Origin of the sequence: Shewanella sp. SP2S2-4, assembly GCF_031932025.1 — a bacterium.
GTDB classification, from domain to species: Bacteria; Pseudomonadota; Gammaproteobacteria; order Enterobacterales; family Shewanellaceae; genus Shewanella; species Shewanella baltica.
The window spans coordinates 103,916-127,789 of record NZ_JAUOER010000003.1; the positions used below are offsets into that span (position 1 = coordinate 103,916).

At 45.7% G+C, this 23,874-nt stretch carries 19 protein-coding genes and 1 pseudogene; 7 read left to right on the forward strand and 13 right to left on the reverse strand.

The window, feature by feature from the left end; all coding sequences use genetic code 11:
- Window positions 1-77: 77 nt before the first annotated feature.
- Together Q4Q54_RS04160 and Q4Q54_RS04165 are read left to right on the forward strand one after the other, a co-directional pair.
- On the forward strand, window positions 78-1,193 hold the full coding sequence (locus tag Q4Q54_RS04160; RefSeq protein ID WP_311987779.1) for a tyrosine-type recombinase/integrase: 1,116 nt from the start codon (window positions 78-80) through the stop codon (window positions 1,191-1,193).
- 394 nt (window positions 1,194-1,587) lie between these two features.
- Complete coding sequence (locus Q4Q54_RS04165) at window positions 1,588-3,645, forward strand: PhoX family phosphatase (protein WP_311987780.1); 2,058 nt, start codon at window positions 1,588-1,590, stop codon at window positions 3,643-3,645.
- Between the two features lie 163 nt (window positions 3,646-3,808).
- On the opposite strand, the gene Q4Q54_RS04170 is transcribed toward Q4Q54_RS04165, so the two are convergent.
- The gene (locus tag Q4Q54_RS04170; protein WP_311987781.1) at window positions 3,809-4,573 is read right to left on the reverse strand and encodes a tRNA-uridine aminocarboxypropyltransferase; all 765 of its coding nucleotides are present in this window, start codon (window positions 4,571-4,573) and stop codon (window positions 3,809-3,811) included.
- A 398-nt stretch (window positions 4,574-4,971) separates the two neighbouring features.
- On the opposite strand from Q4Q54_RS04170, the gene ampC reads away from it, so the two are divergent.
- Window positions 4,972-6,156, forward strand: a complete 1,185-nt coding sequence (gene ampC / locus Q4Q54_RS04175) for a class C beta-lactamase (protein ID WP_311987782.1) — start codon at window positions 4,972-4,974, stop codon at window positions 6,154-6,156.
- Window positions 6,157-6,572: 416 nt separating this feature from the next.
- Entirely contained in the window at window positions 6,573-7,805 is a 1,233-nt protein-coding gene (gene emrD, locus Q4Q54_RS04180) for a multidrug efflux MFS transporter EmrD (RefSeq protein WP_311987783.1), read from the forward strand.
- A gap of 211 nt (window positions 7,806-8,016) precedes the next feature.
- Here emrD and pssA read toward each other — a convergent pair whose 3' ends face one another.
- Window positions 8,017-9,330 (reverse strand): CDP-diacylglycerol--serine O-phosphatidyltransferase, encoded by a 1,314-nt coding sequence (gene pssA / locus Q4Q54_RS04185; RefSeq protein WP_311987784.1) that lies wholly within the window; start codon window positions 9,328-9,330, stop codon window positions 8,017-8,019.
- 11 nt (window positions 9,331-9,341) lie between these two features.
- Window positions 9,342-9,674: a DUF1904 domain-containing protein gene (locus tag Q4Q54_RS04190; protein WP_006081709.1), complete on the reverse strand. Its 333-nt coding sequence runs from the start codon at window positions 9,672-9,674 to the stop codon at window positions 9,342-9,344.
- 475 nt (window positions 9,675-10,149) lie between these two features.
- On the opposite strand from Q4Q54_RS04190, the gene Q4Q54_RS04195 reads away from it, so the two are divergent.
- Both Q4Q54_RS04195 and dacB read left to right on the forward strand, forming a co-directional pair.
- Window positions 10,150-10,326, forward strand: a complete 177-nt coding sequence (locus Q4Q54_RS04195) for a hypothetical protein (protein ID WP_006086754.1) — start codon at window positions 10,150-10,152, stop codon at window positions 10,324-10,326.
- Window positions 10,327-10,393: 67 nt separating this feature from the next.
- Window positions 10,394-11,902 (forward strand): D-alanyl-D-alanine carboxypeptidase/D-alanyl-D-alanine-endopeptidase, encoded by a 1,509-nt coding sequence (gene dacB / locus Q4Q54_RS04200; protein ID WP_311987785.1) that lies wholly within the window; start codon window positions 10,394-10,396, stop codon window positions 11,900-11,902.
- Window positions 11,903-12,009: 107 nt separating this feature from the next.
- Here the strand turns inward: dacB and Q4Q54_RS04205 are convergent, their stop codons facing one another.
- The 10 genes and pseudogenes from Q4Q54_RS04205 to aroA form a co-directional block, all read right to left on the reverse strand.
- Window positions 12,010-13,767, reverse strand: coding sequence for an acyl-CoA dehydrogenase family protein (locus Q4Q54_RS04205; RefSeq protein WP_012089278.1), 1,758 nt, complete (start codon window positions 13,765-13,767; stop codon window positions 12,010-12,012).
- A 221-nt stretch (window positions 13,768-13,988) separates the two neighbouring features.
- A complete protein-coding gene (locus Q4Q54_RS04210; RefSeq protein WP_011846778.1) occupies window positions 13,989-14,531 on the reverse strand; it encodes a DUF2058 domain-containing protein in 543 nt (180 codons plus the stop codon).
- A gap of 70 nt (window positions 14,532-14,601) precedes the next feature.
- Window positions 14,602-15,423 carry an SDR family oxidoreductase gene (locus Q4Q54_RS04215; RefSeq protein WP_311987786.1) on the reverse strand — a complete coding sequence of 274 codons (822 nt, stop codon included), beginning with the start codon at window positions 15,421-15,423 and terminating at the stop codon, window positions 14,602-14,604.
- Between the two features lie 51 nt (window positions 15,424-15,474).
- A complete protein-coding gene (gene pyrF / locus Q4Q54_RS04220; protein WP_006081715.1) occupies window positions 15,475-16,170 on the reverse strand; it encodes an orotidine-5'-phosphate decarboxylase in 696 nt (231 codons plus the stop codon).
- Window positions 16,171-16,213: 43 nt separating this feature from the next.
- Window positions 16,214-17,374, reverse strand: coding sequence for a lipopolysaccharide assembly protein LapB (gene lapB, locus Q4Q54_RS04225; protein WP_006086760.1), 1,161 nt, complete (start codon window positions 17,372-17,374; stop codon window positions 16,214-16,216).
- 1 nt (window position 17,375) lies between these two features.
- On the reverse strand, window positions 17,376-17,651 hold the full coding sequence (locus Q4Q54_RS04230; RefSeq protein WP_006081717.1) for a LapA family protein: 276 nt from the start codon (window positions 17,649-17,651) through the stop codon (window positions 17,376-17,378).
- A 122-nt stretch (window positions 17,652-17,773) separates the two neighbouring features.
- Window positions 17,774-18,061, reverse strand: a complete 288-nt coding sequence (gene ihfB / locus Q4Q54_RS04235) for an integration host factor subunit beta (RefSeq protein WP_006081718.1) — start codon at window positions 18,059-18,061, stop codon at window positions 17,774-17,776.
- 73 nt (window positions 18,062-18,134) lie between these two features.
- A pseudogene (gene rpsA, locus Q4Q54_RS04240) lies at window positions 18,135-19,805 on the reverse strand (30S ribosomal protein S1); the annotation flags it as partial.
- 99 nt (window positions 19,806-19,904) lie between these two features.
- Entirely contained in the window at window positions 19,905-20,597 is a 693-nt protein-coding gene (gene cmk, locus Q4Q54_RS04245) for a (d)CMP kinase (RefSeq protein ID WP_006081720.1), read from the reverse strand.
- A gap of 186 nt (window positions 20,598-20,783) precedes the next feature.
- On the reverse strand, window positions 20,784-22,064 hold the full coding sequence (gene aroA, locus Q4Q54_RS04250; RefSeq protein WP_311987787.1) for a 3-phosphoshikimate 1-carboxyvinyltransferase: 1,281 nt from the start codon (window positions 22,062-22,064) through the stop codon (window positions 20,784-20,786).
- 435 nt (window positions 22,065-22,499) lie between these two features.
- Here aroA and Q4Q54_RS04255 point away from each other — a divergent pair, with 435 nt between their 5' ends.
- Window positions 22,500-23,690: an amino acid aminotransferase gene (locus Q4Q54_RS04255; protein WP_311987788.1), complete on the forward strand. Its 1,191-nt coding sequence runs from the start codon at window positions 22,500-22,502 to the stop codon at window positions 23,688-23,690.
- Window positions 23,691-23,874: the final 184 nt, after the last annotated feature.

Consider the following 23,874-nt stretch of genomic DNA (forward strand, 5'->3'; position numbering starts at 1 on the left):
GATTATCACTGGTAGGTATAGCTATAATTTGCGTATAATTACGCCTTCTTAATTCGATATCAGGTGACTTCAACGGCATGTCTAAAATGATCCGGACAAGTAGTAATGCTCAAAATAACACCAATATATCGAATGAAATAGCGACTGGATCAGGTCATCACCATAATAACCGTGCTGAACAGCCACGTTTTTTTGAAGAGTCTTTCCTACCCCAATCTGTTCGAAGTGATTATTTAAGCGCCGCCGAAGAAACTGAATATGAAATTTCAGTTAACACTCGCCGTGTTTATAATACGAGCTTTAGTGTATTCAGTCGTTATTGTGCTGAGCACCAACTGCAGGCCCTGCCCGCAGATCCACGAAGCGTAATTTCATTTATTGGTCATCAAAAAGAATTGATCCAAGAAAGCACTGGCGTTCAACTTTCTAAGCAAACATTAACCACAAGATTAGCAGCAATTCGCTACCATCATATTCAAGCGGGATTCCACTCGCCTACCGAACATCCTCTGGTGATCAGAGTGATGCGCGGTTTGAGCAGAAATCAATCTCGCTATGTGAGTGATTATGATCAGCAACCCATTATGTATGATGAAGTGGAAATGTTGATCCAGGCTATCGATGAACAAGAGCAGTCATTAACCCGAGCGCGGGACAAAGCAATTATTCAGTTAGGACTGCAAGGTGGGTTTCGCCGCTCTGAACTTGCAGATATAAAAGTTCAGTATGTCAGTTTTCTGCGTAACAAATTAAAAGTACGTTTGCCCTATTCGAAGAGTAATCAGCAAGGCCTGCGTGAATGGAAAGACTTACCAGATCATGAACCTTTTGCAGCACTCGATGCAGTAAAAAATTGGTTATCGCTAGCCAATATTGAAGACGGACATTTATTTAGATCGCTTTCCCGTGATGGAAAAAATTTACGGCCGTATCAAATGAAGGATCGACATTCCGGAGCGAGTTCATTATTGAATAAAAATAGTGGTTTCCTTACTGGCGATGATATTTATCGCATCATAAAAAAATATTGTACTAAAGCAGGATTGCCCGCCAGATTTTATGGTGCCCACAGTTTGCGTAGTGGTTGCGTGACACAACTCCATGAAAATAATAAAGATCATTTGTACATCATGGCCAGAACCGGACATACCGATCCGCGTTCACTGCGTCATTATTTAAAACCTAAAGATTGACACTTAACTGTTAAAGATTAAGTGTCAACAGCATCGACTCATCGGAAAACTAACCGCATAAATATCGTTTTTCTAAGCATAGAAATAATTTCAACTTTTTATTTAAAGAATATTAACCTGATAAAACACTATGAGTTGATAATGATTTCACTATCAACTCATATTTTATAATTATTGCAAAATTCAAATTAGAGCAATAAGTCTAACTAATATTATTTTAAGTTTTATGCCTTGTTATCTTAAAAAATACATCACGCCAGATTTAACATCATTCAAACATATCGATTGGATTACTCTTTAAATTATTCCTGTAATATAAAATCAGCTTTATTGTCATATTGGTACTTTAGCCTTAGGCACGAAATTTAATTCATCGTACTAGCCGGAGTAAAACATGAGTAAGGCCACCTTTGATCCTACACTTTATAATAAAAGTAATAATGAACCCTTTAATCAAGTGTTGGATAAGCATTTATCTCGCCGTAATTTCGTAAAAAGTGGCTTAGGCCTCAGCGCTATGACTGCTTTTGCCAGTGTTGGCTTAACCGCTTGTGGTTCAGACAATGAAGCTATTGCTACACCTGTCGATCCAGTCACGCCAGTGCCACCGACTAAAAGTAGTGCCAAGCTTAACTTTACATCGGTTGCGGGTTCTCGCTTAGATGCGGTTGTCGTGCCTGAAGGTTACACAGCGCAGGTGTTAGCACCTTGGGGCACGCCATTAAACGCAAAAGCGGCGCCATGGAAAAACGATGGTAGTAATACGGCCGATGACCAAGCCAACTCAGTGGGTATGCACCACGATGGCATGCACTTCTTCCCATTAAACGATGCGGGTGATGACGGCCTACTCTGCATTAACCACGAATACATTGACGAAGATGCCTTGCATCCTACGGGCCAGACATTTGACCCCACTTCTGGTCTTCGCACTGTGATCGATGAAGTGCGCAAAGAAATTAACGCCCATGGCGTGTCGGTTGTACGTATAAAACTGATGAATAATCAATGGGAAGTCGTCAGTAATGATGGTCATAACCGTCGATTCACTGGCGCGACTGTGATGGATATCAGCGGTCCTCTGGCCTACTCTTCGCTACTCGAAACCCGCTATTCTCCCGACGGCAGCCAAGCACGCGGCACCTTAAATAACTGTGGTAATGGCTACACGCCTTGGGGCACTTACCTGACCTGTGAAGAAAATTGGCCAGGCTATTTTGCCAATCGTGGCAGCTTAACCGCCGATCAGAGTCGCATCGGGATCAGTAAAACCAGTACACGTTATGGCTGGGACGATCTTGCGGGTCATGATGAAGAACGCCTCGATGAATTTGCGCGTTTCGATGTCACGCCATCGGGCACAAGTGCTCAGGATGACTACCGTAACGAAGCAAACGGCCACGGTTATATTGTGGAAATCGACCCGTACAACGCCACCTCTCGCGCGGTAAAACGTACAGCACTTGGTCGTTTCCGCCATGAAGGTTGTACCTTTGGTAAATTGACCGAAGGCAAGCCAGTGGTGTTCTATTCTGGCCACGATTCTCAATTCGAATACCTCTATAAATTTGTTTCAAATGCGGCCTGGGATGCAAAGGATGCTGACAGCAGCAACCGCCTGCAAACTGGCGATAAGTACATGGATGAAGGCACTTTATACGCGGCTAGATTCAATGAGAATGGTGGCGGTATTTGGTTGCCTTTGACGTTAGATAGCCAAACCACAGACGGCAAAACCTTAAGCGATAGCTTCGCAACTTTGGCCGATATTATTTTAAACACAGCGGGCGCAGCGGACCTAGTCGGCGCAACACCTATGGACCGACCTGAATGGTGCGCGGTCGATCCATTCACAGGTTCTGCTTATTTGACCCTGACCAACAACTCGAAACGTACCGAAGCGAATCCTGCTAACCCAAGATTGAAAAACTACTTCGGCCATATTATTCGTTGGGATGAAGGCGACAAAGCGACTGAATTTACATGGGATATTTTTGTTTTTGGATCACCCAGCGATGGCAATGCTGAGACCAACTTGTCAGGCTTAACCGATCTCAATCAATTCGCCAGCCCTGATGGGTTAGCCTTTGATAAACGCGGTATCTTGTGGGTTCAAACCGACAATGGCGCAAAAGAAGTTGCCGAAGAAACCAACGATCAAATGCTCGCGATCGTGCCTTCAACACTGGTGGATGGCCAAGAGAAACAAGTAGGCGTAACGGCCGATAATCAAATGGAGTTAAAGCGTTTCTTCGTCGGTCCCAACGACTGTGAAGTGACAGGTTTTGCCATTAGCCCAGATTACACTTCGGTATTTGCTAACATTCAGCACCCAGGTAACTGGCCTTATTCGTCTAATGCCGCTGAACAAACACCAGCCGGAATCACATTACGGCCTCGCGCCGCCACTGTGGTAATTCGAAAATTAGATGGTAAAGAAGTTGCAGTTTAAGACGTTATTTAAGGAATATATTTTCATTGGTTAAAGCGCAAATAAAGCTTTCTTGCCAGAGCTAACATTAGCCTATATAAAACTCCCCTCAAGTGAGGGGAGTTTTTATTTAAGTTAGTCGCTGACTTAAATTTTTATATTACCCATTCATTTCGAAGATTAATTAACGCTTGTCGTTATTGGCTTGTTCGAAGGCAAGTTCAAAGGCATTGGTAAAATCTGTGATTGGCAGAAGATCTTCACGGCAACGTCGATTACGGCCCAGTAATGATGATTCAACAAATAAATCAAACCACGTACTTAAGACTTTACCATTAGCCGCTTCGCCTATCGCCCCTAATGCTAAGGATGCCACCTCGGCGGTGCCAAGTTGAAAGTTATGGCTGCCTTTACGCAATGCATAGGTTGCCAGCGTGTCGGGATCGAAGGAAAGCAGTGGCAAGGAATGCAAGTAAGGACTCTTACGGAACATTTTAATCGCTTCACGCCAACTGCCATCGAGCATGATCAGTAGCGGCCGTTTACCTTCGACTAACGTCGACATAGGCACTTGGTTCAGTATTGTTTGTCCTTGCTCCGCATATTGGGCTGGAAACACTAAATAAGGTTGATATTGCGGCGAATCAAACAAGGCAAGTAATGCCGCTTCAGGTTCTGTGCGTGACCAAATATAGGCGTGCGTATCTGGGATAAGATCCGCAATCAAGCGCCCGCTGTTAGTTGGTTTTAACACTTCATCGTTGTACATGATCAGCAGGAAACTGGCTTGAGTCTGTAACTGACGACGCAGCGCACAGGTACAGAACTGCTCACCTAATAGGCATAATGGACAGCGGATCAGTTTTTTTCCACGGGCACCGAAGGGCTTAGTCGATATAGACTTACGGTACTGATATAAATGGTGCACTGCATGTGGGGCTAAAGCCATAAGAACCAATTCTCTTTCAAACTTATTAGGGGTTGCGGCTAAATTATTCAGCACTTTCCTCTCGCGGTGGCGCAGTTTATCCCTTGGCCGTAAATGGCGCAATCTGCGCAATGCATTATCGGGATAAAAGGCATAAGTGTCGGTGCTTGAGGGTATAAACTGCTGACTCAACTTTGCATTATGATTAAGGAAATCTCTTAGAATATCGCAACAACTGTAATACTGAAGTTCATGTCATCACGCAGTATTTAACACTCGATTAGCGAGGCCAACCTTTCAGTTACTTACAGAGGGGATATTGACGCTAAATATCAGTAAGGACCTAACTTAATGGGGAATTACCGTAATATCGTGTGCAATCTCTACTCTATAAATGCAATTTCGATAAAAGGTCAATTATGCAACGACATACCCTGCTCGCTACCATGCCGTTATTAAGCGGTGTACTGCTCACTGCAACGCTTTTTTCTAATGTCACTACGGCCCAAACGCTTAATTCCAAAGACATCCAGTCACTTGTTGATTCCGCAGTCAAACCACTGATGGCCGAGTACGGTATTCCCGGTGCGGTGATTGGCATCACCATTGAGGGTAAACAGTATTTTTACCAATATGGGGTCAGTTCTAAAACCACAGGGCAAAGTGTGACAGAACATACCCTGTTCGAGATTGGCTCTATCAGTAAAACCTTTACCGCGACACTGGCTAACTACGCACAGGGCGAAGGTAAATTAACACTCACGGATATGGCCAGCGATTATGTTCCAGCATTAAAAGGCAGCCATTTTGATAAGATTAGTCTCATCAATCTAGCGACGCACACTGCGGGAGATCTGCCGATGCAAGTTCCTGATAAGGTAACTAATAACGCAGAGTTAATGGATTACCTTAAGCATTGGCAACCGTCATTTGCCCCAGGGACTCACAGGAATTACGCGAACCCAACCATTGGCCTGCTCGGCATGATTGCCGCACAGAGTTTAAATAAAACGTTTCAGCAAGCACTTGAGCAAACACTATTTCCACAATTGGGTATGACAAGCAGCTATATCCAGGTTCCGAGCAGCAAAATGGCTGATTATGCCCAAGGCTACAATAAGCAAGACATGCCAGTGCGGGTCAATCCCGGCGTATTAGCCGATGAAGCCTATGGCGTTAAAACCACAGCCACAGATCTGCTGCATTTTGTGGAGGCCAATATGCAAATACACCCGCTAGCTAAGCCACTGCAAACGGCACTCGATGAGACCCACACGGGATACTTTGATGTGGGCATGATGACCCAAGATATGATTTGGGAGCATTACTCCTATCCTATTGATCTTGATAAAATACTTGAGGGTCATACTCAGGAAGTGGTGTTTGGCAGTACGCCAGTTAAACCTATAGTGCCGCCCCTCGCGCCGCAGCAAAATGTGTGGATTAATAAAACCGGCTCAACCGGCGGTTTTGCCGCTTATGCAGCATTTATTCCTGCGCAAAAGCTTGGCATAGTATTGTTAAGCAATAAAAATTATCCCGTTCCGCCACGGGTGACTGTGGGGTATCAGATTTTAACGGGCATAGAAAAACTACAAAAATAGTATCTTGCTAATCGCGACTATTAAAGGAGATAAGAAGATAGGCCGATTTGCTATCTCCTTTCTTATTTCTTCCTTATGCATATTTTTAGCGTGATTTTTTAGGGTGGCTTGTATTAGGCACCTTATCCACTTGCTTACCTCCAATCTCTTAATAGCCACTATTTTTAAGCAAACTCCCATGTAATAAAATAGACAGTGCAGGGTTAATCTGAGTATTAATTGATTTGCAATTATTCGACCTAGTTAACAGACAAATAACCCTACGTAAGTTTAGCTTTACAGCTAAAAATGAAGAGAAAAACTTATGCATCGCATTAAAAAATATTTCATCAAATCAATATGATTGACACTTGAAGTTACGCTTTTAGGGAGTAAGATGCGCGCAAATACCTTAAGTGACCTTTTTCGGAAATATCATGTCAGGCACGCCACACTCTCCTATTCATCACGATGTCGCTCCAGCGGCGAGTCAGTCTAGTTTACTGTTAATGATTGTCTTTATGGTCGCCTGTGGCCAAATGGCGCAAACGATTTTTGTGCCTGCCCTTCCGCAAATTGCACTCGGGCTCCATGTGGACGCCAGTCAACTACAAGCAGTGATGGCCTGTTACTTACTCTCCTATGGGATGTTTCAATTTGTGTATGGCCCAGTGTCAGATCGCATTGGCCGCAAAATGCCACTCGTCGTGGGTATCGCAATTTTTATTATAGGTGCAGTGTTTGCGGCTCAGGCCACAAGCTTTAACCAACTGATTATGGCGAGCCTTATCCAAGGATTAGGCACAGCCAGCGCGGGCGCTTTATGCCGGAGCATTCCCCGCGATCATTACTTTGGCGACCGACTGGTTAAATTTAATAGTTATGTTTCTATGGCCGTAGTGTTTTTACCTTTACTGGCACCATTTATCGGTAGCGCCAGTGCGGCCTACTTCGGCTGGCAAGCCGTGTACTGGGTGTTAGCAGGATTCGGTGCCGTGGTCTGGCTGTTATTGATATTCGCCTTTAAAGAATCGTTACCTAAGGCGCAGCGGGAACATCAAGCCGTTATCGCATCCTATCGGCATGTCCTGCGCCATAGAGCATTTCGAGCTTATCTATTTTCATTGATCGCAACCTTTGCGGGTATTGCGGCGTTTGAAGCCATTGCCGGCGTTCTCTATGGCCAATATCTTGGGCTGACGCCCTTCATGGTCAGTTGTTATTTTGTGGCGCCGATTCCAGGCTATTTATTGGGCGCGCTGATCGCAGGTCGACAAAATAAGCCGCAAAGAGTTATCTATCAAGGTGTTGCGCTGCTTGGCGCTGGCGCCTTATTCATGTTGATCCCGGGGCTTTTCAATTTAGTCGTCGGTTGGAGTTTACTGGTTGGATCGATTTTATTCTTCAGTGGCGCTGGTATGCTATTCCCTACCCTGACCTCGGCGGCTTTAGAGCCATTTCCACGTCAAGCAGGAATTGCAGGGGCATTACTGGGAGGATTACAAAATTTTGGTGCCGGACTTGCCGCATTGACTATGTCTTTAGTGCCTATGGGCGGCCAGTTGAGCATAGGTTTATTAAGCGCTGTCATGGTGGTGTTAGTGATTTTGTCTTTGTATTACGCCAGAGATCAAAATGACACTCACCACAATTTGATGCCACAGATTTAATGTCCTAAATTTAAGATCCTAGATTTAAAACTATAGATTTAAAACCATAGATTTAATGCCGAAAAATTGAAGTCATAGCGTTCTTAGCTTAAGCAAAATCTATTATCGTAATTTAACAAAAAAGCCCACATTGATGTGGGCTTTTTTAATCGGTAACAAACTGTACTTAAACAGAAATATTGGCAAATACGTTGTGCTATAGAACCCAGCGTTACAGAATGCGGCGCAGTAAAAAGTCGGCTTTAAGGCGACGAATTCGGGTCATGATCTTCTTCACAGGTGCAGGATAACTCTGCAAGGTATCCACTTGGCTGTAGTGATATAACCGCTGCGTATGCTCAAGAATATACGTCTGCTCGGCTTCAAACTGAGCTTTCCAGCAGCCAATTTCATCTTGGATCAACAAACCATTCTCAAGATCCAGCGCCCAAGCTCTTGGATTCAGGTTAGAGCCGGTGATCAAATGCTTATTACCGTCGGCACTGATGCCCTTAAGGTGATAACTGTTGATGCCGTGTTTCCACAGATGGATATTCAGCTGACCATTATCAATCGCCCACTGTTGGCGTTTAGCAAACTTACGCAATGATTGCTCATACATATAGGGCAAGGCACCTATAGTGGAGAAGTCCTGCTCAGGCGGAATATAAAAATCGTTAGCCGTCTTGTCGCCCACAACGATGTCGATGCGTTTGCCATTGCGCAAATGCTTAGCCAAGGCGCGCACTAAAATATACGGCGGATTAAAATAGGGCGTGCAGATAAACAGCGAGTCTTTTGACTCTTCCACCAAGGCGACAACCACTTTATTGAGCAAGTTTTTCTTGCGGCCTAACCCAAGTAACGGCGTGATGCGATTGCCATCACGGGTTTCCTTAAACTGATATTCAGCGTCAGACAATCTCAGCTTAAAGCTGCGCATGTCCGTCTTAGGCGGCAGTACTTCTTGTTCAGCGTCTTGGGTTAACGAACACACAGCAGGATCAGCAATGATGTTTTTCTGGATCATCGCGCGCATACTGCGGGCTAATTCGGCCGACTCAATCAAGTGATAACGGTCGAAACGGTACTTATCATTTTGTTGTAAATAGATATTATTGAGACTGGCACCGCTATAGATCACCGCATCATCGATAATAAAGCCCTTAAGATGCAGTACGCCCATAAATTCACGGGACTTAACGGGGACACCTAAGATATCGATAGGATGTTCGGCTTCAGCCATCACTTTGCGGTACATTAAATAGTTACCGCTATCGCCTTTATGGCCAATCAAGCCGCGTCTTGCGCGGTGAAAGTCCACTAAAACTTTGACATCAAGCGCTGGATTTGCCGCTTTGGCATCCATCAGGGCTTGTAATACTTCACGGCCAGCTTCGTCATCTTCTAAATACAGCGCCGCAATATAAATACTGTGCTTGGCGCTCGCGATACGAGCGAGTAATTCTGCCTTGAAACGGCATGGCGTGAGCAACCACGTTAAAGCCTCGGGTTGAACGGCTATTCCACCAAGCTTATCTAGCAAGGCATCCTCCTTTAATCATGCTGACCACCCCGATAGGAAGCACTGGGGTTCAGTGATAAAAACATCACAGCAATATGTGTTAACTCTGGATAGGCCTCTGTCACTGCCTGCCTGATCGTTTGTTCTACTTTAAGATGGATATCAGGGTCCTTAGGGAACCAGAGTAACTCAACTTGGACGAAGCGTTGATCAATTTTTCCATTTCGAAAACTGATGCTTGGGATCCAATCTAACGTGAAACTCTCTGCATTACCTTTACATATATCCGCCAATGACTGCAGTAATGTTTGGCTGAACGCTGCAACGACCGCTTGTGGTAAGCCGCGCATACTAATATGTGGCATGGTTTAGTTGTTACCTAAGAACCTAAAATCGTAAGGGGTAGAAATTACCGACTTCACCTCGTCTCGGCAAGACTTTTCTCCCAAAAGCCTCCTTAAACCTCGCGGTTTTGCTGGTAATTTGACCTCACGCGATGTAATCCTACCGTAGCGCCACTATTTAGCTAAAAATCCCATTTTTTAGGCTAGGATTACAACCACATTTAAGGGCTGTTTTTTCGGCACACATATCATGTTAAGGGCAATGTAAAAGTGTGAATATTAACGGTTCTATATTAATCGGACAGTTCCTGGATTAAGTGATGTTTAACGTGACAAGCCCATACAAACCATCGCAGGTTTTACTGAAGATCCGCTAAAATGTCGGCCAAATCACAAAATAATCTTCAAACCTATTTCGTTTACCCCGAACCCAGTGATTTAGCGTAAACTAAAACGCCTATTTGCGATGAAACCAACACGATAAAAGACGAAGACCATGAACAAAAAAATTTTGCTGACGTTAGCGCTGACACTGCTGTTTGCTTGGGGTATTTTCCATTTTAAAGCTCAGTTGGGATTACTGATCCTGCCACTGTTTATCGGACTGGTATTGTTTGTTACCCTACGTTTATATCGCTTGATGGAAAAGGATGACGGCAGCAGTGAGGATTAGCCCCACATTGCATCGAACTTAACCTGCAGGCCCATGATGTTCTTAATAAAAATGGTCAATAGCTAACATGGAAACGTTACTGAAAACCACTCTGTATGCCAGCCTACTCTTAGCGGCGAGCCACACTATCGCCCGCGCTGATCAAATCGACGCAGGAGCGATAGAGACCCGAACCACTTCGCTTAGCCAAGCGGTCGGCAAAATCAGCCCTCGTCATTCGCAAATTGCACTGCTGGCAATGGACATGTCTAACAATCAAGTGATCTTTAGCCAACAGGCCGAGATGCTGTTTATTCCCGCCAGCACGCAAAAATTACTCACCGCTGTGAGTGCCATGACTCAGCTTGGGCCTGATTTTCGTTATGTCACTGAATTATGGACGGACGCACCAATACGCAAGGGCCATATCGCCGGCAGCGCTTATCTGCGTTTTAGTGGCGATCCGACGTTCACTCAAGCCGATCTCAAGGCCATTTTTGCCAGTCTCGTGAAACAAGGCATTAATCGCATTGATGGACATCTGTATTTGCTCGGCGATAAACAAGAGCAAATGCAAGCCCCTGGTTGGGTTTGGGATGACTTAGGCATTTGTTTTGCCGCGCCTGTGTCGAGTTACATTATCAATCAAAACTGCGTCTATGGTCAGTTCAACCCCAGCACGGCCAACAAACCTTCACAGGTGAGCCTGCGCACGGGGAGTTATGGGGTAAAAGTCAGCAGCGATGCGGTATTTGATCCCAAGGCGAGTCGTGAATTTTGCCAGCTCGATTTGGTGCGACTAGGCCAAAACAACTATCATCTACGTGGTTGTTATCCAAGCGGTGAAGCGATTGGGCTGGCGATTGCGGTCAGCGATCCGTTCAAATTTGCCCAAGATAACCTCACCTCGCTGCTCAAAGGTGAGATGTCACTGGCGGGTAAAGTTAAGCTCGGCACTAGCTTGCCCCAAAAGGCGAAACTGATTGCCAGCCATAGCTCGGCGCCACTGCCTGAACTGCTCGATACTATGTTGCTCAAGTCGGATAATTTGATTGCTGATAGCCTGTTTAAACAGCTTGGCAAAAGTTATTTCAACACCCAAGGTAGCTTTACCAATGGTGCGGCAGCCATGCTGCGGATTTTAACGGAGTTAGGCGTCGATCTGAGTAACGCTAACATTGTCGATGGTTCAGGGCTGTCACGCTATAACTTGCTCAATGCGCAGCAGTTAGCGGCGGTATTGGCACTCATCCATAAGGACAGCCGCTTTAGCCCGTTAATGACCAGTCTGCCGCAAGCAGGAATAAGCGGCACCTTAAGGTATCGCATGGGTTACAACAAGCCGCCGCTGAAACAGCAAATTTTTGCTAAAACAGGCTCGATGCAAGGCGTGTCTAACTTAGCGGGGTTTATCCGTTTGCCTGAGCACAGTGACACCCTGTTTGTGGTGCTTGAGAATGGCATGAGTCCCGAGCTTAAACATCAGCATAAACCATCGTTTAATGCCGAGTTTCTCAAGCAATTGATTTCAGTGCTGCAAGTGCCATCCCCCACCACAGCAGCGCTTAGTACCGCTGCTCACTCGGTCCAAGATTAAATACTGCCGAGTAGAAACAGCATGATATAAAACAAAAAAGCACTGAGTCATCAGTGCTTTTCTCGTTTTTATTTCGTTTTTATTTAAACGAATCCATCACAGCCTTGTTAAAACAACTCTGCAGGCATCGCCATAGTGGTCGCATCACCGGCTCTGACTTGAGCAATATGGTAATCCGCTTTAGGCAGTAACTTATCAAAATAGAACTTAGCTAAATAGGCTTTCTGCTCGGCGAACGCTTTATCTTCATGATCAGCGACTTTATCGACCATAGCCAACCAGTAGAAACCATACAGGGTGTAACCAAAGGCATCTAAGAAGTCGACCGCGCAAGCATTGATAAGCGCAGGTTGAGCGACTTTGTGCTCATTAATCGACTCAGCGACTATGACTAATGCATCTAAACGTGCGCATACTGCGGCCACTTTCACCGCATCAACGTGAGTAAATGCGCGCATTTGTGCTTTCAAGTCAGCGACAAATTCGTTTAATGCGGCAAGATTATCGCCCGTGACTTTACGGCCAAGGAAATCGATGGCTTGAATGCCATTGGTGCCTTCATAAATTTGTGCGATACGAGTATCACGAACTAATTGCTCAATACCCGTTTCACGAATATAACCATGTCCACCAAAGACTTGCTGCGCCATGATCGTCGCATCAAGACCGCGATCGGTTAAAAAGGCTTTAGCGACTGGCGTTAATAAACCCACATAACGCGCTGCTTTAGCTTTAACTTCATCTTGAGCATATTTGGCCAAATCTAGCTGTTGACCAGTAAACACAGACAAAGCACGGCCCGCTTCTGTCATCGCTCGAATGGTCAACAACATACGGCGCACATCGCCGTGGACGATAATAGGATCAGATTCACTGCCCGTCGGCGAGCCGCCAGCGGCAACGCCTTGATTACGCTCTTTAGCATAATCGGCTGCCATCTGATACGCCGCCTGAGCACTGCCCAGCCCTTGAATACCAATCGCTAAACGCTCGTAGTTCATCATAGTGAACATGCACACGAGACCGCGATTGGGTTCACCAATCAAGAAACCTTGTGCATTATCAAAGTTCATCACACACGTTGCTGAACCTTTAAGGCCCATCTTGTGCTCGATAGAACCGACTGATACACCATTCGCATTCGCTAAGCTGCCATCGGTATTTACCGATATTTTAGGCACTAGGAAGAGTGAAATCCCTTTGCTATCCGGTAGCTTGGCAAGCACTAAGTGGATGACGTTTTCAGTTAAATCGTGATCGCCACCCGTAATGAAAATCTTGCTGCCCGTAATGGCATAACTACCATCATCCTGCGGTAAAGCTCGAGTGCGAATATTACGCAGATCAGAACCCGCTTGCGGCTCTGTCATATCCATAGCACCCGCCCATTCGCCGGAATATAACTTAGGCAAATAAGCTTGTTTTAATGCTTCGCTGCCGTGGGCATTGATACATAAAGCCGCCCCCGCAGTTAACGAGCCATAAAGCGTAAATGCATTACAGGCACTGTAAGCCATTTCGTCGACTAAGATCCCCAGCATCTTTGGCATGCCCATGCCACCAAACTCAGGATCGCCACACAAGCCAATCCAACCGCCCTGCGAATACTGTTCATAAACGGCTTTGTAGCCATCAGGGGTAATCACTTGATTGTCTTGATGCAACACGCCCTGCTCATCGCCCGTCCGGTTCAACGGATGGATCAACTCACTGCTGATCTTGGCTGCTTCTTCAAGAATGGCATTGGCCGTGTCAATATCGACCATTTCAGCAATCTCAGGCAATTGTGCCCAGGTGTTTGGGGCATCAAATACCTGTTCCAGTAGGAAACGCATATCCGTTAACGGAGCTTGATAAGGGTTCATTGGTAGACTCTTAAACGTAGGATTAAAACAGTTGTTTTAATTTATACCAGTTCACTGTAGAAAACAATCTCATTACAAATACAGCCGCGAATAATATGGAGGTACGTGAGCAAAGTATAAATTCAACCCATAAAAAAACCCTTAAGCTTGAACTTAAGGGTCTCTATTTTATAAGCTTTACCACAGGATTGTCGCAGCGTTAGCTCACAAGCTTGTGCTTATTACCACATTAAATCATCTGGGATCGCATAATCAGCATAGGGATCATCTTCAACCACCACAGCTTTAGATTCATCCTGTTGCCACAGATAACCGCACCACTGCGGCACCAGCAGTTTCACTCGCTCGGCTAACTTATGTGGTACTAAGTAACTCTTATCTTCGTAGCGCACTATGCCTAACTGCCCTTTGAGCAATTCTGCCTGCAGTTTTTCATCTATGTATAAAGAATAGATTTTATTATCAAGAGTATAGTTAAACTTCACTTCAGCATAAGTTGGGATCTTAATCGCAGACTTAGTGAACTCTGTGATTAAACCGCGCACCTGTCCACGTTCTGATGCCTCTGCAAAACGTTGTTCGTTCAGCGCTTTATCTTTTAGCGCCTGAAGACGTTTTTGCTCGGCCACTTCTTGCTTAAAAGCACTGGAGCCATCATCTATTCGTGATTTTTTGTCACGGCGTTTTTGGGTCTTAACGTCGCGAACCTTTTGTTTACTGGCAAGCCCTGCTTTGAGTAGCTGCTCTTGTAATGCATTAGCCATGGATCATTACCTACTTAATCTATATAAAATCAAAGTTCTCGATTTTGAATATCAAACATCTAAAACCAAACTACATTTTTGCGGCCAATTCGCCAAGCTCTGTCATCGCAATACTGGCGCCGCCAAGTGACCAACCGCCATCAACCGGCAGCACAACTCCCGTAATATAGGACGCCAATTCAGAGCCTAAGAATAATGCTGCATTGGCGATATCCTGACCTGCGCCGTTGCGTTTTAATGGAACGGATTGGGCAACCTTCTGCTGTAATGCGGCGCTGGGTGCGAGGCGATTAAAGCCTTCAGTGTTAGCTATGGGGCCTGGCATAATCGAATTAATTCTCAGCCCCTCACAGCCCCACTCTAACGCTAAGGTTCGCGTCAGCATATCCACGCCCGCTTTTGCCGCGCACACATGAACTTGCATGGGCATAGCAATTGAAGCCTGCGGCGCCGAAATCTGGATAATATTGCCATTGGGGCGACGCAGCAAAGGATAAGCCTGCTTTAGCACTTGAAAACTGCCGAGCAAATCAATGTCCATTACCGACTTAAAACCATTGGCCGAAAGCTTTGCGGCGCTGGCAGGGAAATTACCCGCCGCGCCGCTAACTAGCACATCGATAAAACCAAACTCAGAAGCGATTTTATCAAAACCAACGTCAAGGGCGCTAAGATCGCGCACATCAAAACTCACACCCAAATGAATTCCGTCAGGATTGGCCTGTTGCAACTGCAATACCGCGGCATCGATTTTATCTTGACTGCGACTCGCGACTGCGACATTGGCGCCAGCCTGCGCGAACGCAATTGCAATGGCGAGATTTATCCCACTGGTGCCACCGACAACGACAACATTCTTACCTTGATAGTTAAACATCGTAGCATTAAACATGGGCGTTCTCCGTGAACTGTGAGATATGCACTCAGGGTGTGATTAATTATTTTATGCCAATGATTGGTGAATCGCTTGCAATGCCGCTAACGGATCGGCGGCTTTAGTGATTGGACGGCCAATCACTAGGTAATCTGAACCCGCTGCAATCGCTTGAGGCGGCGTCATCACCCGGTGTTGATCGCCAGCATCACTCCCAACTGGGCGGATCCCCGGCGTAACGAGTTTGAAGTCCTTACCTAACAGTGATTTTAACGCTGTTGCTTCTTGGGCTGAACACACCACGCCGTCGAGTCCTGCTTGCTGCGTCAGCTTAGCTAATCGCTGAACATGCTCAAACGCAGGCACATTGATGCCGAGTAATTTAAGATCATCATCACTCATGGAGGTTAATACCGTCACAGCGATCAGCATAGGCGCTTTGTCGCCGTATGGCAGCAAGGCCTTTTTGGCAGCTTCCATCATGGCTAAACCACCACTGGCATGCACGTTCGTCATCCATACACCCAGCTCTGCGGCAGCGGCCACGGCTTTGGCGACAGTATTGGGAATATCGTGAAATTTCAAATCGAGGAACAAATCAAAGCCACGATCATGGATATCTTTCACCAGTTGCGGGCCAAACAAGGTAAACATTTCTTTGCCGACTTTAAGGCGGCACATGTTGGGATCGAGTTTTTCTATCAGTTGTAAAGCGTGGTTTTTGTTATCGTAATCAAGCGCTACGAGGATAGGTTTAGTCGTCATCATCTCTCCAACAGAGTTACACTAACTATAGATATTATCTTATTTACTCGCCGTCTAAGCCTCTGATCCGCTTGATACTGCCCCAGTTTTTACAGGAAGGACAATGCCAGTAAAGTGCATGGGAAGGGAAACCACACTCTTTACAACGGTAGCTTGGACGGAATTTAATTTGTTGCTCAACGAGCTGCTCTAGCATAGTTAAACTTTGCTTGGCTTGCCCTTCCTCAGCTTGACGCAAATGCATCTGCATCAAGTGCTGAAAACCTTTCATGGTCGGATGCCGATATAGGGCATCGAGCACCATGGTCTCTGCCGCTTTAATCTCATCCAGACTTATCATGTGCTGCGCTAAGGCGACAACTACAGAAGCACCCGCGCCATCGGCCATGGCGCCCGCCAGTAACTCTTGGAAGCCTTCTTTGTCTTGTGTGTCGCGATAAACTTGTTTGGCCGTAGGGATTGCATCGGCAAAAAGCTCGATATCGGCTTTTTTCAGTTGCAGCAGCATTTGCTTGCACTGGGCATAATCTTGAATATCGAGGTATTTTTTCGCCAAGGTCAATAACGCTCGGCCGCATTGGGGATCTTGCTTCAGCGCCTGTTGCAGCAGTTTAATCTTCTGTGCATCGTCGCTGGCTTCATCGGCTAACTGGCAATAGAAATGCGCCGTTAACGGCTTTAAGACTTGCTGACGTTTACGACTTAGACGCTTAGTGATATCAATGGCTTTTTGCCACTCTTTAATCACTTGATAGATAGCAATCAGCTGAGTTTCAGATTCTTCACTGTGATCGTCTTGGCTAACCAAGTTGATAAAGATCTCTTCGGCCCTATCGTAAAATCCTGCGGCCAGATAATCTTTACCCAGCTCCATCATAGCGATGTCACGTTGTTCATTGGCTAGGTTTGGACGGGCAATTAAATTCTGATGGATACGAATGGAGCGGTCGACCTCGCCTCGCTTACGAAAAAGCGAACCGAGTGACAGATGGGTATCTATGGTTTCATCGTCAACATCTAGCATACTGATGAACAAATCAACGGCTTTATCCGATTCGTTCGACAGTAAGAAATTGAGGCCAGTAAAATAATCCCGGCTCAATTGTTTACGTTGATTGCTTTGATTCTGCCTTATGCTCCGTCGCCCCATATACCAACCGTAGGCGGCAGCAATGGGAAGCAACAGAAAGAGTATCTCAAGCATATTAGGCGTCTACATCCTGAGGGGCTTTAGCCATCACTTGGTTTAGTTTCTTTCTCGTTGTCGCTAAGCTCAATTTCAAGCGCACGATATAGTAGCTTGCAACTAACCAGCTCAAGATGAAACCAGCAAAAAAGACGATCGCTAGCACAACAGGTAAACGATATTCACCCTGTGCGACAAAATAGCTGATGGTCACCACTTGTTCGTTACGCGCGCCAAAGATCAACGCCAGAATAAATAACAGTGCCACAAGCACAGTTGCTACAAATGATTTCACGCTGCACTCCCTAAACGCGTTTCAATTTAATGATTATCCAAGAAATTCACTGAGCTGACCAGCATTGCCTTGCAATAGATACAAAAAAGCCTCCTAACGGAGGCTTTTTACTATGCGGTCAATCACACATTAACGGCGTCAACACGCTCGCGCAGTTCTTTGCCTGGCTTAAAGTGCGGGACGTATTTACCTTCCAAATCGACTGATGAACCAGTCTTTGGATTACGGCCAGTCCGCGGTGCACGATAGTGAAGCGAGAAACTACCAAAGCCACGGATCTCAATACGATCACCGCTTTCTAATGTTGTTGCCATTTGCTCCAACATTTCTTTGATTGCGCCTTCAACCTCTTTCGCCGACAGCTGCGACTGCCTGGTGGCGAGTTTTTCGATAAGTTCAGATTTCGTCATCCTAGCTATCCCCTATTATCAAGCCAAACACAGTCGCCTAATGGGGAGAGAAGTCTCCCCAAACAACAGGCGATTATTTACGAGCTGCTTTAAACGCTTCAGCCATTGCATTGCTAATAACAGCGTCATCTTGTTTGTTCAGAGTCGCCATTACTTCTTTCTCTTCAGCTTCGTCTTTCGCTTTGATTGACAGGCTGATAGAGCGGTTCTTACGGTCAACACCCATGAACTTAGCTTCGATTGCATCACCTACATTATAGACAGTAGATGCATCTTCGATACGCTCACGTGAAATGTCAGCTACACGGATGTAACCTTCAACAGTGTCAGCCAGTTCAACAGTCACACCTTTAGCATCAACAGCAGAAACAGTACCGTTTACGATAGTACCTTTCTTCTTGTCAGCCAAGTATGCGTTGAATGGATCATCTTCAGTTTGCTTAACACCTAAGCTGATGCGCTCACGCTCTGGATCTACAGACAGAACCACTGCATGGATTTCATCGCCTTTCTTGTATTCAGAAACTGCATCTTCGCCAGTACCGTTCCAAGAAATGTCAGACAGGTGAACTAGACCATCGATACCGCCGTCAAGACCGATAAAGATACCGAAGTCAGTGATTGACTTGATCTTACCAGAAACCTTGTCGCCTTTGTTGTAACGAGTTGCGAAGTCATCCCATGGATTGGTCTTACATTGTTTCAGACCAAGAGAAATACGACGACGCTCTTCATCGATGTCCAGAACCAGAACTTCAACTTCATCACCTAAGTTAACAACTTTAGATGGGTGAATGTTCTTGTTAGTCCAATCCATTTCAGAAACGTGAACCAGACCTTCAACGCCTTCTTCGATTTCTACGAAGCAACCGTAGTCAGTTAGGTTAGTAACGCGACCAGTTAAACGTGTGTTTTCTGGGTAGCGTTTGCTGATTTCTAACCATGGATCTTCGCCAAGTTGTTTCAGACCTAGAGACACACGAGTGCGCTCACGATCGTACTTCAGTACTTTAACGTTGATTTCATCGCCAACATTGACGATTTCTGATGGATGTTTAACACGTTTCCACGCCATATCTGTGATATGTAGCAGACCGTCAACACCACCTAAATCTACGAATGCACCGTAGTCAGTCAGGTTCTTAACGATACCCTTAACTGCTTGACCTTCTTGCAGGTTTTCTAACAGTGCATCACGCTCAGCGCTGCTTTCTGATTCGATAACTGCACGACGAGAAACAACAACGTTGTTACGCTTCTGGTCTAGCTTGATAACTTTGAATTCTAATTCTTTGTACTCTAAGTGAGCGGTGTCGCGAACTGGGCGCACATCAACTAGAGAACCTGGTAAGAAGGCACGGATACCGTTTAATTCAACAGTGAAACCGCCTTTAACTTTACCATTGATGATACCGATTACAGTTTCAGCATCTTCATAAGCTTTTTCCAGAACGATCCAAGCTTCATGACGTTTCGCTTTTTCGCGAGACAGTTGAGTCTCACCGAAGCCGTCTTCAACAGAGTCAAGAGCTACGTCAACTTCATCACCAACAGCGATTTCTAAAACACCTTGAGCGTTTTTGAATTGTTCAGCTGGGATTGGGCTTTCAGACTTCAGACCCGCGTCAACCAGTACCATACCGTTTTTGATTGATACAACAGTACCACGAACGATAGAACCTGGACGGAATTCCAGAGTTTGAAGGGATTGTTCAAATAGATCAGCAAAAGATTCAGTCATGTTTAGGTTACTTTCTTTATTAAACCACTGTCCGTCCTAGACGTGGAGTCAGTCAAATTATCCGTATCATCCTTAATACGAATACCTATCCGGTGGGCTAACTTAGTTAGTGTCGGATAATTTTTGGTTGATAAAGTTAAGCGCAAGCGCTAACACTTCATCAATACCCTTTCCGCTTGTATCGATAATGAGCGCGTCCTCGGCGGGGACTAAAGGAGCCACCGGACGATTCATATCGCGGTCATCACGTTCGATAATTTCACTTAAAAGGCGCTCGATATTAACATCGAAGCCCTTGTCCTGCAACTGATTATAGCGTCTTTGGGCACGCTCTTCAGCTGAGGCGGTTAAATATAATTTTGCCGGCGCACTTGGGAAAACCACAGTTCCCATGTCGCGACCATCGGCAATTAATCCTGGCGCCGTTTTAAAGGCCCGTTGACGACGTAATAACGCTTCTCTCACCCGTGGAAACGCGGCGACTTTTGAAGCGGCATTTGAGCACTCTTGAGTGCGAATGTCGGTGGTGACGTCTTCACCTTCCAATATCACTTGAACCGGATCGGTATCATTGCCTGTTAAAAACTTCACATCGAGATGTGCCGCTAACAGCGTGATAGATTCTTCATTTTCCAGTTCAACGTTATGATGAATTGCTGCGAGCGCAAGAACTCGGTAAATAGCACCACTATCAAGTAGTTGCCAACCTAGATGCTGAGCCAATAATTGACTAATTGTACCTTTGCCAGCACCACTTGGGCCGTCGATTGTGACTACAGGAGCCCGTTCAGACATACATTCCTCCGCAAAAAATTACCATCATCCGTGAGTTCATCAAGTGAGCCCCCGAAAATGAGCGCGCCGCATTGTACAACAAAAGACAAACAAAATCCGTGGATTTTTTATGAAGATTAGCAGCCGCGCAAATACGGCTGACTATTCTTGACATCGCTTGTTGTTACAAAAACAAAACAGAATGAATTAGCCTTGCAGACTCGCAAACTGCTTAAAGTAGTCTGGGAATGTTTTAGAAGTGCAATCAGGGTCATTGATGGTAATACCGCAATCTGCAAAGGCCAGCATCGAAAAGCACATAGCCATGCGGTGATCATTGTAGGTATCGATTTCTGCGGTATGAATTACCACAGGCGGGGTGATTTTAATGTAATCGTTGCCCTCTTCAACCTCGGCGCCGACTTTACGTAATTCCGTCGCCATGGCCGCTAAGCGGTCGGTCTCTTTAATACGCCAGTTATAGATATTGCGGATAACCGTAGTGCCTTTAGCAAATAACGCGGCAGTTGCAATGGTCATGGCCGCATCGGGAATGTGGTTCATGTCCAAATCAACCGCCGTTAATTGAGATCCACGCGCGATAATATAGTCTTCGCCCCACTCGATATCTGCGCCCATTTTTTCGAGCACATCGGCAAATTTCACATCGCCTTGAATACTTAAACGGCCCACACCGGTGACTTTGACTTCGCCGCCCTTTATCGCCCCTGCCGCGAGGAAATACGATGCCGATGACGCATCACCTTCTACCAATACTTTACCCGGTGATATATAACGCTGGCCTGCAACAATCTCAAAACGGGCATAGTTATGGTTAATGACTTTAACGCCGAACTGCGCCATCAAGGCGATAGTGATATCGATATAAGGCTTAGAGACTAACTCGCCTTTGACATGGATATTCACGCTGCCCTTTGCGAGCGGCGCCACCATCAATAAGGCGGTTAAAAATTGGCTTGATAAGTCACCCGCAATCTCAACATCGCCGCCATTAAGACCGGTGGCATTAATCGTCAGCGGAGGGAAACCGTCATTTTTAAGGTAAACGACATTGGCACCGAGTTGCCTTAAGGCATCGACTAAGTCGCCAATCGGGCGCTCTTCCATACGCGGTTCGCCCGTGAGGGTAAATTCGCCTTGGCCAAGAGTTAAGGCGGCGCACAAGGGGCGCATTGCCGTGCCTGCATTACCTAAAAATAATTCCTGCGCAGATTCAGAGGAGATCACACCGTCTAAGCCATCGAGTTCACACACAGTATTGTTTTGCGATAAACGGTAGTTCACCCCTAACTGCTTGAGGGAGGCCAGCATGTGGCGAATATCATCTGAGTCGAGCAGATTGGTGAGCGTGGTCGTGCCTTGGGCTAAGGTGGCCAATAGTAAGGCACGATTTGAAATACTTTTTGAGCCCGGAATATTGATCTCACCGCGGACTTGCACAACAGGTTCAAGACGTAATTGCTTCATGAATAAATCTTCTTTCTCTATAGGGCGTCATCATCACGATCACGCGGACTGAATACGCAAAATGGCAACTTCACGCTACACAGCGTCAAGTTAAGATTACAAATAAAAGGAGATTGGGGCCTTGTTGGTGCTTCGTCGTTATAAAATTACCGATTGTCGCTAAGGATTCAACCGTTTTTTCGAGAAAAATGGCATTTTGGTCAGATTATTTACTGAGTTCAGTGTAAAAATAACAAAAACGCAAAATTTAAGCGGTTAATTTAGGATTTAACCGTATTTTTTGCAGACTTTTTTGCCAAGATAACTGGTGTGTAATCACAGTTTTCACTTTAAATACTTTACCTTTCCGCGCTATTCTAAGCTCCAAACGATAAATAACGCATATCTGATACAAACAATCACGTTTGCACTATAACCAGAAAGGTAGATGGAGCTATGTTTAACTCACTCATCGCAATGCCAGCAGATCCCATCCTTGGCTTGTTGACTCAGTACCGCGAAGACACCCACCCACAAAAAGTGGATTTAGGTGTGGGCGTTTATAAAGACCCTACAGGCGTTACCCCGATCCTCAGTTGCGTGAAAAAAGCCGAGAAATTCCGTCTCGATACCGAAACCACCAAAGTGTATATCGGCCCAACAGGCTCGCCACAATTCAACACCTTAATGACAGAATTAGCCTTCGGTGCTGACCACAGTGCCATTATCGCTAACCGTATCCGCACCGTTTCAACACCCGGTGGTACTGGTGCACTGCGCGTGGCCGGCGACTTTATCAAACGCTGCAACCCGAATGCGGTGTTATGGGTAAGCGACCCAACTTGGGCAAACCACATCGGTTTGTTCGAAGCGGCTGGTATTACCGTTAAAACCTATCCGTATTATGACTACGATAGCAAATCATTGAAATTTGATGAGATGCTTGCTGCCCTATCGCAGGTGAGTCCTGATGATGTGGTGTTATTCCACGCCTGTTGCCATAACCCGAGCGGAATGGATTTAACCACAGTGCAATGGGATAAAGTGGTTGCCCTGACAAAAGAGCAAGGCTTTACTCCACTGATTGACATGGCATACCAAGGTTTTGGTGATGGCGTTGATATTGATGCCTACGGCGTGCGCAAAATGGCGGCAGCGGTCGATAATATGATCCTTTGCAGCTCATGCTCGAAAAACTTCGGTCTGTACCGCGAGCGTATCGGTTCCTGCTCTGTGATTGCCAAAGATGCCCATACTGCCAATGTCGCGCAATCTGTGCTGCTTTATGTGGTTCGCTGTCTCTACTCTATGCCGCCTGCCCACGGCGCCGCGATTGTTGAGACGATTTTAGGATCGGCAGAATTGACCCAAGAATGGCTTGATGAGCTGAAAGTAATGCGCGATCGTATCAACGGCAACCGCGCCATTTTAGTGGATAAACTTAAAGCCAATGGCGTAGACCGTGACTTTAGCTTTATCGCCCGCCAAAAAGGCATGTTCTCCTTCCTCGGGGTGGATCCAGAGCAAGTGGCGCGCCTACAAAAAGAATTCAGTATTTATATGGTGGGTTCAAGCCGCATCAGTATTGCTGGGATCAGTGAAGATAACGTCGATTACTTAGCCCAATCAATTGCTAAAGTGCTCTAAGCACGGCTGAGTTTATCTGCACCGCTCACTCTGCTGTACTCCCGCAATAAAGGAATACAGCAGAGTTCATTTACCGCCTCAAGTGTTAAATTATTCAATCGTTCTACCCGATAAGTTTTGACCTTTTATTCTCTTCGTTTTATCCCCAAATATGGCAAGATGCGCCACGTCTCACTGTTTCAAG

Excerpts from the sequence above, each read along its gene's own strand:
- Q4Q54_RS04160 (WP_311987779.1), top strand. The coding sequence starts at position 78 with ATGTCTAAAATGATCCGGACAAGTAGTAATGCTCAAAATAACACCAAT.
- Q4Q54_RS04165 (WP_311987780.1), top strand. The coding sequence starts at position 1,588 with ATGAGTAAGGCCACCTTTGATCCTACACTTTATAATAAAAGTAATAAT.
- Q4Q54_RS04170 (WP_311987781.1), bottom strand. The coding sequence starts at position 4,573 with ATGGCTTTAGCCCCACATGCAGTGCACCATTTATATCAGTACCGTAAG.
- ampC (WP_311987782.1), top strand. The coding sequence starts at position 4,972 with ATGCAACGACATACCCTGCTCGCTACCATGCCGTTATTAAGCGGTGTA.
- emrD (WP_311987783.1), top strand. The coding sequence starts at position 6,573 with ATGTCAGGCACGCCACACTCTCCTATTCATCACGATGTCGCTCCAGCG.
- Q4Q54_RS04190 (WP_006081709.1), bottom strand. The coding sequence starts at position 9,674 with ATGCCACATATTAGTATGCGCGGCTTACCACAAGCGGTCGTTGCAGCG.
- Q4Q54_RS04195 (WP_006086754.1), top strand. The coding sequence starts at position 10,150 with ATGAACAAAAAAATTTTGCTGACGTTAGCGCTGACACTGCTGTTTGCT.
- dacB (WP_311987785.1), top strand. The coding sequence starts at position 10,394 with ATGGAAACGTTACTGAAAACCACTCTGTATGCCAGCCTACTCTTAGCG.
- Q4Q54_RS04205 (WP_012089278.1), bottom strand. The coding sequence starts at position 13,767 with ATGAACCCTTATCAAGCTCCGTTAACGGATATGCGTTTCCTACTGGAA.
- Q4Q54_RS04210 (WP_011846778.1), bottom strand. The coding sequence starts at position 14,531 with ATGGCTAATGCATTACAAGAGCAGCTACTCAAAGCAGGGCTTGCCAGT.
- Q4Q54_RS04215 (WP_311987786.1), bottom strand. The coding sequence starts at position 15,423 with ATGTTTAATGCTACGATGTTTAACTATCAAGGTAAGAATGTTGTCGTT.
- pyrF (WP_006081715.1), bottom strand. The coding sequence starts at position 16,170 with ATGACGACTAAACCTATCCTCGTAGCGCTTGATTACGATAACAAAAAC.
- lapB (WP_006086760.1), bottom strand. The coding sequence starts at position 17,374 with ATGCTTGAGATACTCTTTCTGTTGCTTCCCATTGCTGCCGCCTACGGT.
- ihfB (WP_006081718.1), bottom strand. The coding sequence starts at position 18,061 with ATGACGAAATCTGAACTTATCGAAAAACTCGCCACCAGGCAGTCGCAG.
- cmk (WP_006081720.1), bottom strand. The coding sequence starts at position 20,597 with ATGTCTGAACGGGCTCCTGTAGTCACAATCGACGGCCCAAGTGGTGCT.
- aroA (WP_311987787.1), bottom strand. The coding sequence starts at position 22,064 with ATGAAGCAATTACGTCTTGAACCTGTTGTGCAAGTCCGCGGTGAGATC.
- Q4Q54_RS04255 (WP_311987788.1), top strand. The coding sequence starts at position 22,500 with ATGTTTAACTCACTCATCGCAATGCCAGCAGATCCCATCCTTGGCTTG.